The sequence below is a fragment of the Paenibacillus ihuae genome (genome assembly GCF_001368795.1).
GTDB lineage: Bacteria > Bacillota > Bacilli > Paenibacillales > Paenibacillaceae > Paenibacillus_AQ > Paenibacillus_AQ ihuae.
On sequence record NZ_LN831198.1, the window covers coordinates 3,368,927 to 3,378,293 of the forward strand.

Below are 9,367 nucleotides of genomic sequence, written 5' to 3' on the forward strand. Positions count from 1 at the left end.
GCTGCCATCTGGCAATCAGCTCAGCCTGACGTTTAATCACTTCCTGGAGCAGGGAGAGATAACGGTTCGCTCCACCCTCTGCTTCCGGAAAATGCCGTTGTAATGTGTAATCCGCCAGGGCTTGGAGATCTTGAGTAACACCTCTTGCCGCGGCATATTGAAAAGTGCCGACACGCAGATGACTGGCAGCCACACGGGTAAGAACAGCACCTGGCTGCTCCGTTTCCCGGATGACAGATTCACCGGTTGTGACTACCGCCAAACTGCGGGTCGTTGGAATACCAAGCCCATGCATGGCTTCGCTGATGATGTATTCGCGGAGCATTGGGCCCAGTGCTGCCCGGCCATCCCCCCTCCGGCTGTATGGGGTTCTGCCTGAGCCTTTGAGCTGAATGTCAACACGTGCGCCCGGCGGAGTGATCTGTTCCCCGATCAATACTGCCCGTCCGTCTCCTAGCATGGTAAAATGCCCGAATTGATGCCCTGCATAAGCTTGAGCAAGAGGCACCGCACCTTCCGGAACCTCATTGCCTGCTAGAACCGCAAGGCCGTCATTGCTTCGCAGTGCTGGATAGTTCAATCCCAGTGCTGCTGCTAATTGCTCGTTAAGAATGATCAGCTTCGGCAAGCGTACAGGTGTGGGCTTGAGCTTTGAAAAGAATGATTCCGGCAGGCTGGCATAACTAATGTCTAAATTCCACCCTGCATCCCTTATTTCTATTTTCTCCGTCATAAGGTCTCCTTTTTTTCGCAACAAGTTTTCCTTTTAGTGTATACTTCTGCTCATTTATTATCCTCATCCCAACTTACGGTTCAACTGGTTTTAACGCAAGGGAACCGGCTTCAGGTCTTATTCCGGATGCCGCAGCCTTTCTGATTACACAGGTTGGGCTTAACGTCCCTTCGAGCACACCGGGGACTATTCGTGTTCAGTTCGATGGGATTTTTGGTCTTCAGTTGCCTGTCGAACCAGAGACCAGCACTAATGTAACGTTGTTTATTGTAGATGGTACTCTCTCAACCGACCCCATTGTCTACAGCTCCATACGTACCTTTAATACATCATTAACCAATTATCAATTGGTTCCGCTCTCGGCTTCCGCCTACGATGTTCCGGCTCCGGTGAGTAATCAGCTTGTGTATACGCTGTTTGGCATTGTTGACACAGCGGGAGTGCTTCGATCGGGTCCTGAAAATTTCAACGCAGCGGCTTACTCGGTATAACCTTCTGCCTTTTACAACAAAGCGCGCTCCCTGCCAAGGCATAGGAGCGCGCTTCTTTATATTCCCTCTGTTCAAACTTTTCCTTCACTTCGCAATTATTTTCCATGCGGAGATTGGAATACATACTCCCCTTCGCCGATCCGCAGGGTTTGACCCGCCAGTTGTTCGGAGTCTATATCCAGGATCACCTGCATGAACCGGTTCTCCTCCCCTTTGACGAAATCGTAGAACTTGTCCCCGATCTGCAAGATGGCGGATAAATCCGTTGATTCCACAACAGTCAGGCCAAACATATTCGCCCAGTGCCCGGCGGCGGCGGCGGGGTCCGTCACGTGAAAGACCGCACGCCTGATCTCGGCGTGGCCCGCGGGATGGGGCCGGACGATGCCAGAAGCAGTCAGCCTGGCCAACCGCTCTTCATCCGTCCCCTTCCACTGAATAATAAACGGATAGACCAGCCCGCCGAAATCTCCGGCAATAGTCATCATGCGCCATTCGATCAAGGTGCCGGACGTATCCAGGCGCTTGCCATCCAGAATGGGTGACAAGCTCAAGCCCGCAGCGGTTAAGGAAGCCGCCATCGCTTCAATATCGTCGGTACGGATCACAACCCTGCTCAGCACTTCATGCTCAGGCAAGGCGGCAACTGCATCCTTGACGACCAGATTGTATTCCGTAGACCGGGCCAATTCGATAGATTCAATGCCCAGAAACTCGATATAGCTCAGACCGAAGTAGCTTAACGTATTGAAGGTACCCCAGTCCTTATGAGAACCTCCTTTAAAGGCAATCAGACCGTTCTCCGCAAAGATCTCAACCACATTGTCCAAGTCGTTGATGTAATGAACCAAGTGATCCCATTTTTTGCTCGCCATAGTCTATTTCGCTCCCAGTTCAGTCGTCCGCTTGACCGCTGCCATTACGCTGCGTTGCAGTCCGGCTGCGAAATCGCTGTTGTTCAGTTCATACAGACCATGCATCCCCACCCCGCCTGGCGAGTTGTTGATGTCCAGCAGCTGTCTGGGATGCAGCCCTGTCTGCCGCAGCATAAGCACGGCTCCAGCCATATTCTCCAGTGCGACATTCCAGGCCTGCTCACGCGGCAATCCGGCCAGCACTCCGGCATCTACAAGAGATTCAATGAAATAATAGATGTAGTTCGGCCCGGCTACACCGTATCCGGTGAAGACATCCAGGAGCGCTTCCTCCATATACTGGACTTTGCCGAATCCAAGCAGGAACTCGTCCACCTGCTCACGCGCAGCATCGGCGTTCAGGACGACCCCGCTGTAGCCGTATCCCGTATCGGTCAGTGTATTCGGAATGACCCTGACGATTGGCCGTTGGGCTCCGAAAACTCCCGCCAGCTTCTCCAGCGTCAAACCGGCCACAATCGAAACAATCACGGTATTCGGCGCAGCATGCAGGGATACAGCTTGTCCCAGCTCGTTCAGTGCATCCTGAGGCCGGACGGCGAGCACAATCAGTCCAGCTTCAGCAAGATACGCTTCCTGGCTCCGGCCCGTATCTATGCCATAAGTGCTGGTCAACACCTGAAGACGTGCCTCATTGATATCCGTAACACTGATCCGGTCGGCGGCAATGGTGCGATTGGCTATGATTGCCCGGATGATAGCCTCGGCCATTTGTCCGCCTCCGATAAAATGAATCCGTTGCTCGATCAACCCCTTCACCCCTCTGTTTAGTTGTTCTTCCACGCTTCAGGCAGAATGAATCCGTCGTATTTCTCCAACCCGGTAATATATTCTTCAAACTCTTTGGACTCGTAGGCAGCCTTCAGATCCTTGGCCCACTGCGTATTCTCATCCTTCCGGTTCACGGATACGATGATGCGGTGCTGCATGGGCGTATTTTCAATTTTGAGTGCATCGGTAATCTTCTTGCCTGCGCTTGCGATGTAATTTCCGTTAATTACGCCATAATCCACATCCTGCAGGGATACCATAATTTGCGCCGGATCGAGAATTTTGATATCAATGTTATATTTGTCCGGCTCCATGTTGTTGATGTTGAAATCAGCCAGGTTCGAACCTTCTTTAATCTTGACCCAGCCCAGCTCTTCCAGTATGCGGAGCGCCCGCTCCTGGTTAACCGGGTCATTGGGAACAGCCACCGTTGTGCCATCCTTCACATCGTCAAGCGTAGTGTGCTTGACAGAGTAAATCCCTTGCGGAGCACCTGGCACATAGGCGATACCAACCATATCCGCGCCAATTTCGCCATTGATGGCTTCCATATACGCAGTACTCTGGAAGATGCTCGCATCGATTGCGCCTTCCTTCATAGCCGGGTTGACCTGCATATTTTGCGAGAAGGTCTTAATGTCAACCTTGTAGCCCTGCTTCTCCAGAAGCGGCAGAATCGCTTGGCGGAACTGCTCCTCATAGGTGCCGACGCCAAATCCCACAACAATCTCCTTCTTCTCACTTTCTGCGGCACCGGTTTTCGAGTTGTCTGCCGCATTGTTGGAGCCACAAGCCGTTAGTACCAGAACGAAGCCAATCAGGAATAGGGACATTGCTTTTTTCATACAGGGATCTCTCCTTCAAATACAGATTTTTGTAACTTCACCAGCGCCTCATCGGTAACATTGAGTGGAATGGCGCAGTTGGGAGCGAGTATAAACGGCTGATCCTTCATCAGATTCAGCGCTTCTGAAGCTTGCTGTTGAATTTGCGCGACGTCGTTGGTGGCAAAAAGGGCGTGATCGACTCCGCCAACTTTCGTTGCTGTCACAGCGGCTTCCAGTCCCGGATTTCCTTCAGCCTTCGTATCCCAGCTGATTCCGTCCACCGGATAATCGTTGAACCGCTCGGGATGCGCGTGAGTTCCACAGGTGTGGAGCACATTTTTCCCATAGCTCGCAGCGTCCAATACAATACTGTCATACGGTCTGGAAAATTCGTTAAACAGCGACTCATCGAACATTCCAGGGTGTGCAGTACCCGTCACCGCATAGAACAGGCCGTCTGATCCCGCCCGCTGCAGTTCCTGCACATAATCAGCTAGCGTCAGAGAGATCGCATGCAGTGCATGATGGGCCGCCGCCCGGTGCTCTTTAAATAAAGAATCCAGGGAGACCGGCTGCTCGATACCGAATACGGTCGGGTACACATAAGCGGAGCGTCCGACTATAAACAGCAGCACCGTCAACGGGGAGAAGACAGTCTGGATTAGAGGTGTGTCAGGCAGCCCCCGGCGGATTTTGGCTACAGCTTCAAGCTGCTCCAGCAAAGGTGCTGACTGTGTGGCCTTCTTCACTTCAAGCTGCCACAGGTTGGATGCTGCCGGAACCACCGTTGTAAGCTGCTGGGGAAATACCGTCCTATAATGGCCGAAATCATATTCATTCCCCCAGGCTTCGGCCAAATAGGTGGCTCTGGGGTTGATCTTGACCCAGTCCCAATCATATTGCTTGGTAAAAGCGATGGTCGTCTCGGCCAGATCGTCCGCGTTCTGCTCCCTGTCAATGAAATGGCGCCAGCCGCTCACAATGGGCCGGTCCGCCCGCTCCCCTGATAAAATAGCCTGAAACCGTTCCTGTCTGCTCCATTCACTCACTTCGTTTGCCTCCTGTTGTTAGGACAATCCCTAATACCGGCGGATTTTTCTCGCCAACGAGTTGCCCAAAGATTGAATTCCCTGTACGAAAATTACAAGTATAACCACCGTCGCTACTACAACCACGGTATCAAACCGTTGGTACCCATACACAATAGCTAAGTCTCCTACACCACCACCGCCAACCGTTCCGGCCATTGCCGTTGCGCCGATCAACCCGATGGTTGCAGTCGTCAAGGACAGAATCAGCGAACCGACAGCCTCCGGCAGCAGGAAGTAGCGTATAACCTGAAACGGTGTGGCGCCCATCGATTCCGCCGCTTCCATTATCCCTGGGTTCACCTCAAGCAGGGAATTTTCGACCAGCCGTCCGATATACGGCGCGATGTACAGAATGAGCGGCACGATTGCGGCGTTCGTCCCGATGGAGGTGTGGACAATCATCCGGGTGAATGGAATAATTGCGACGAGCAAAATGATAAAGGGCAGAGAACGAATGATGTTGATTACCGGATTGAGCAAGGTATACAGCAGCTTGTTCTCCAGAACGCCTCCGGGACGGGTAACGACGAGTAATATACCGATCGGTATCCCGATCAACGAACCTACGAATAAGGACATCCCGACCATATAGACCGTATCGATGATCGCCTGCATAAATTGTTCACTGGTCACTGTTGTTGAAAACATGCTTTTCCACCTCCTCTACAACGATTTCTTTACTATTCAGGAAGGCTAGTGCCTTGTCCATCTCCTCTGAATTCCCCTTAAGTTGAATGATCATAGTCCCCAGCGTGGTGTCCTGAATCTCTGTCATATTGGCAAACAGAATATTGAACTTCACCTCACTGGAACGAATCAGTTCGTACAATACCGGCTCCGAGGCGCGCTCACCGAAGAATTCAAGCTTGTACATGCGGCTTCCCTCATCTGTAGTCAATGTTTTCCGCACACTGCTTGTCATGCTGTTCTGAATCACGGTACTGACAAAATTTTGGGTTGTCGGATGCTGCGGATGCCCGAATACCTCCAGCACGCTGCCCTGCTCGATGATCCGGCCTCCTTCCATAACCGCAACCTTATTGCAAATCTCCTGTATAACAGACATTTCATGGGTGATAATCATGATCGTAATATGGTATTCCGCATTAATCTTCTTGAGCAGCTGTAAAATAGAGCGGGTCGTCTGCGGGTCCAGCGCCGAGGTCGCTTCATCGCATAGCAGCACTGAAGGGTTCGAAGCCAGCGCCCGGGCAATCCCCACCCGCTGCTTCTGACCACCCGACAATTCACTCGGATAGCTGCCTGCTTTGTCGCTCAAGCCTACGAACTCGAGCAGTTCCATGACGCGCTGGTGAATCTCGTTCTTATTCTTTTTCAGCAGCACGAGGGGAATCGCCACATTGTCAAAGACCTTTTTGGATTCCAGCAGGTTGAAATGCTGAAAAATCATGCCGATGTTTTTTTTGGCGGCACGCAGCTCTTTATCGCTGTAGGCGCCCAAATCATGACCGTCAACAAACACCTGCCCCTTCGTCGGTCTCTCCAAATAATTGACCAACCGAATCAGCGTACTCTTGCCTGCGCCGCTATAGCCGATCACCCCGAATATATCGCCTTTTTCAACCTTCAGCTGAACTCCCTTAATGGCTTCGTTGGAAATTCCCTTGCGGATATACGTTTTGTAAACGTCTCTTAATTCGATCATCACCATTCCGCTCCTTTCATTCATATTCTGTAGCTAAGCCTGCTCCTTCAGTTGTACCAGCGCTTGCTCGGCCAGCAGCGCAAAATAGCGGGCGGCAGGAAGCAGAGCTGCCTCGTCCACGTCGAAACGCGGATGATGCAGTGAATAAGCGGGACCCGTGCCGATATTTACAAAAGCGCCGGGAATTCGCTGCAGATACAGTGCAAAATCCTCTCCCCCCATTGCGGCGGGATATCCAGCACCTCATACCCGGCCTGCCCGGCAATCTCTTTGCTGAAATCAGCCCAGACACCGTCGTTGACCGTTGCCGGCGGACCCGGAGCCCAATGCAGCCGTGCCCTCGCTCCGGCCGCTCCGGCAATGCCTTCAATGATTCGGGTTATCTTCTCCGGCATGCCGCGGCGAATTTCTTCATTATATGTGCGGACGGTTCCCTCCAGTTCCACCCGTTCCGGCAATACGTTCCATGTATGGCCTCCGTTGATCCGGGTGACACTCAGCACCACCGTCTCCCTTGCACCGCACTGACGGCTTACGATGGTTTGGAGCGCGGTAATAATCTGTGCTGCGTTCACGATCGCATCCACCCCATTCTCCGGAGTGGCGGCATGTGCACCTATCCCTTCCACTGAAATTTCGAAACGGTCAACACCTGCCGTTAAGGGGCCAGACCTCGTTCCGAAGGTTCCCGCAGGCAGTTCCGGCGAGTTATGCAGCCCGAATATAGCGTCCACATCGTCCAGCCCTCCGGAAGCGAGGACGCTCTCGGCGCCATGACCGGTTTCCTCCGCCGGTTGGAACAAGACCTTTACTCTGCCGGGCAGCTCGGCTTCACGGGCTTTCAGTATATACGCGGCACCCAGAATGACCGCGGTATGAAAGTCGTGGCCGCAGGCGTGCATTATCCCCGGAATTTCGGACGCAAACGGCAAACCGGTCTGTTCTTCAATCGGAAGAGCATCGATATCACAGCGGATAGCCACTACCGGCCCTTCCACCTGCCCGATTTGGGCGATAAGCCCCGTTGGCAAAGGAAGATCCAAGACGGAAATATGAGCATCGGCCAGCCATGTCCGCAACTTGTCAGTCGTCTTAAATTCTTCATAAGATAATTCCGGCTCGCGATGCAGGCTTCTGCGAACTTCAATCAATTGTTTGTCCAAGGTTTGCATCATTTCATCCCACCGTTTCACCGACATCACTCTACCTCCTCAAGCCAGTTGTTATTTAGAAATGGAATTCTGCTCAGAATAAGGGAACAGAGCAGCCAGCGCTTGATCGAAATCTGCGATAATATCATTCACATCCTCCAGCCCGACCGAAACGCGAATCAAACCATCTGTAATTCCGAATTGAATCCGCTCCTCCTGCGGAATGGAAGCATGGGTCATAGAGGCCGGATGCTGTACCAGCGTCTCCGGATCTCCCAGGCTGAAGGATATCATCGCCAGCTTGAGTGAGTTGATCAGCTTCTTCCCCTCTTTCAAGCCTCCCTTGACTTCGAACGATACGATGCCACCCATGCCTTTCATCTGCGCAAGAGCCAGCTTGTGCTGGGGATGGGACTCAAGACCCGGATAAAATACTCTTTCAATAGAAGGATGACCCTCGAGAAATTCAGCGACTGTCTGTGCATTGCGGCAATGTCTTTCAACCCGCAGGGCCATCGTCTTCATCCCTCTGAGAATCAGGAATGAATCCCAGGCGTTCAGATTCTGTCCCAAATCACCCATAAGCCTTTTTCTCATAAAGCGGATCACATCTTTGCTGCCCACAACGAATCCGGCAAGCACATCTCCATGGCCGTTGATGTATTTAGTAGCGCTGTGCACCACAACATCGGCTCCAAGCTCCAAAGGCTTTTGCAGACAAGGACTCATAAAGGTGTTGTCAACAATGACGGGGAGCTTATGAAGCTTGCAGGCTTGGGTAATTTGCTTAATATCAAGGACGGTCAGCCTCGGGTTAGAGGGCGTTTCTATATAGACAGCTTTCGTATTGGGCTTAATTGCCTGAAGCATTGCCGCAGTATCCGTACAATCGACAAAGTCGCATTGAATACCGAACCGAGGTGCGAGGGAAGTCAAGAAGTTATATGTGCCACCGTACACATCCTTTGTTACCAGGACATGATCTCCATTCTTCAGGAAGCCAAGCAGGGCAATGGAGATGGCGGCCATTCCGCTAGAAACACCCAAGGCATCTTCGCCGCCTTCCAGTGCTGCGATCTTCTTCTCCAATGTGCGGGAGGTCGGATTTCCGTATCTGCCGTAATATACGCCTTCTGCTTCACCTGCCACCACGGATGCTGCTGTTTCAGCATCAGGAAACGCATAGGCAACCGCAGGGATAACGCTTTGGGAAATGGCGCCCGTCCGGGGATCAGGAAACTGGCTCTCATGAATAATCTTTGTGTCCATCTTCCATTCTGATTGCATGCTGGCTCAGTCCTTTCTGGTTTCGTCAACCGCTTTTAGACGTTTCAGCGCCGTGGACAAGCTGTTGGATATGTGATCCTGCATAACTTTTTCCGCGCCTTCTTCATTTCTGTCAACGATCATCTGTAAAATCAGGCTATGTTCTTCATAGGCCTGCGTGTTCCACTCTCCGTGAAGGGATACATAGCGGCAATAACGGAGCGTGTGATCCCTGAGCTGGGTCAAGATTCTTTCAAAAGTATGCAGTCCGCTTATTTCTGATAAATAATCATGAAATTCAAAGCCAAACGGGAGTGCATCCTGATCAGAGCCTAAGTGCAAGGATTGATTCGTTTTTTCAACCATTGCCGTCATATATTGAATATCTCGCGGTGTGGCGTTTTTGGCGGCATTTTTGGCAATATGCCCTTCCAGC

The 9,367-nt window shown here is 52.0% G+C and carries 10 protein-coding genes and 1 pseudogene; 1 reads left to right on the forward strand and 10 read right to left on the reverse strand.

Going from position 1 to position 9,367, the window contains the following annotated elements; genetic code table 11:
• Nucleotides 1–733, reverse strand: a 733-nt coding sequence (locus AQR02_RS34345; protein ID WP_245237485.1) for a protein adenylyltransferase SelO family protein, incomplete at its 3' end; no start/stop codon positions are given.
• Between the two features lie 260 nt (nt 734–993).
• Between AQR02_RS34345 and AQR02_RS32490 the strand changes: the two genes are divergently transcribed.
• Nucleotides 994–1,224, forward strand: coding sequence for a hypothetical protein (locus AQR02_RS32490; RefSeq protein WP_209444163.1), 231 nt, complete (start codon nt 994–996; stop codon nt 1,222–1,224).
• Nucleotides 1,225–1,319: 95 nt separating this feature from the next.
• On the opposite strand, the gene AQR02_RS15455 is transcribed toward AQR02_RS32490, so the two are convergent.
• The 9 genes and pseudogenes from AQR02_RS15455 to AQR02_RS34350 form a co-directional block, all read right to left on the reverse strand.
• The gene (locus AQR02_RS15455) at nt 1,320–2,099 is read right to left on the reverse strand and encodes a VOC family protein (RefSeq protein ID WP_054941245.1); all 780 of its coding nucleotides are present in this window, start codon (nt 2,097–2,099) and stop codon (nt 1,320–1,322) included.
• 3 nt (nt 2,100–2,102) lie between these two features.
• On the reverse strand, nt 2,103–2,942 hold the full coding sequence (gene proC, locus AQR02_RS15460; protein ID WP_245237486.1) for a pyrroline-5-carboxylate reductase: 840 nt from the start codon (nt 2,940–2,942) through the stop codon (nt 2,103–2,105).
• On the reverse strand, nt 2,927–3,775 hold the full coding sequence (locus AQR02_RS15465; RefSeq protein ID WP_187388788.1) for a MetQ/NlpA family ABC transporter substrate-binding protein: 849 nt from the start codon (nt 3,773–3,775) through the stop codon (nt 2,927–2,929). The genes proC and AQR02_RS15465 overlap by 16 nt, the downstream gene beginning before the upstream one ends.
• Nucleotides 3,772–4,806 (reverse strand): uroporphyrinogen decarboxylase family protein, encoded by a 1,035-nt coding sequence (locus AQR02_RS15470; protein WP_054941246.1) that lies wholly within the window; start codon nt 4,804–4,806, stop codon nt 3,772–3,774. The genes AQR02_RS15465 and AQR02_RS15470 overlap by 4 nt, the downstream gene beginning before the upstream one ends.
• Before the next feature lie 30 nt (nt 4,807–4,836).
• Nucleotides 4,837–5,496 (reverse strand): methionine ABC transporter permease, encoded by a 660-nt coding sequence (locus tag AQR02_RS15475; protein WP_054941247.1) that lies wholly within the window; start codon nt 5,494–5,496, stop codon nt 4,837–4,839.
• On the reverse strand, nt 5,471–6,514 hold the full coding sequence (locus tag AQR02_RS15480) for a methionine ABC transporter ATP-binding protein (RefSeq protein WP_054941248.1): 1,044 nt from the start codon (nt 6,512–6,514) through the stop codon (nt 5,471–5,473). Before AQR02_RS15480 ends, AQR02_RS15475 begins: the two co-directional genes overlap by 26 nt.
• A gap of 33 nt (nt 6,515–6,547) precedes the next feature.
• Nucleotides 6,548–7,689 (reverse strand): annotated as a pseudogene (locus AQR02_RS15485) (amidohydrolase).
• A 48-nt stretch (nt 7,690–7,737) separates the two neighbouring features.
• Nucleotides 7,738–8,952, reverse strand: coding sequence for a trans-sulfuration enzyme family protein (locus AQR02_RS15490; RefSeq protein ID WP_054941249.1), 1,215 nt, complete (start codon nt 8,950–8,952; stop codon nt 7,738–7,740).
• Between the two features lie 6 nt (nt 8,953–8,958).
• Nucleotides 8,959–9,367: GntR family transcriptional regulator (locus tag AQR02_RS34350; RefSeq protein WP_245237487.1), on the reverse strand; the 409-nt coding region annotated here is incomplete at its 5' end.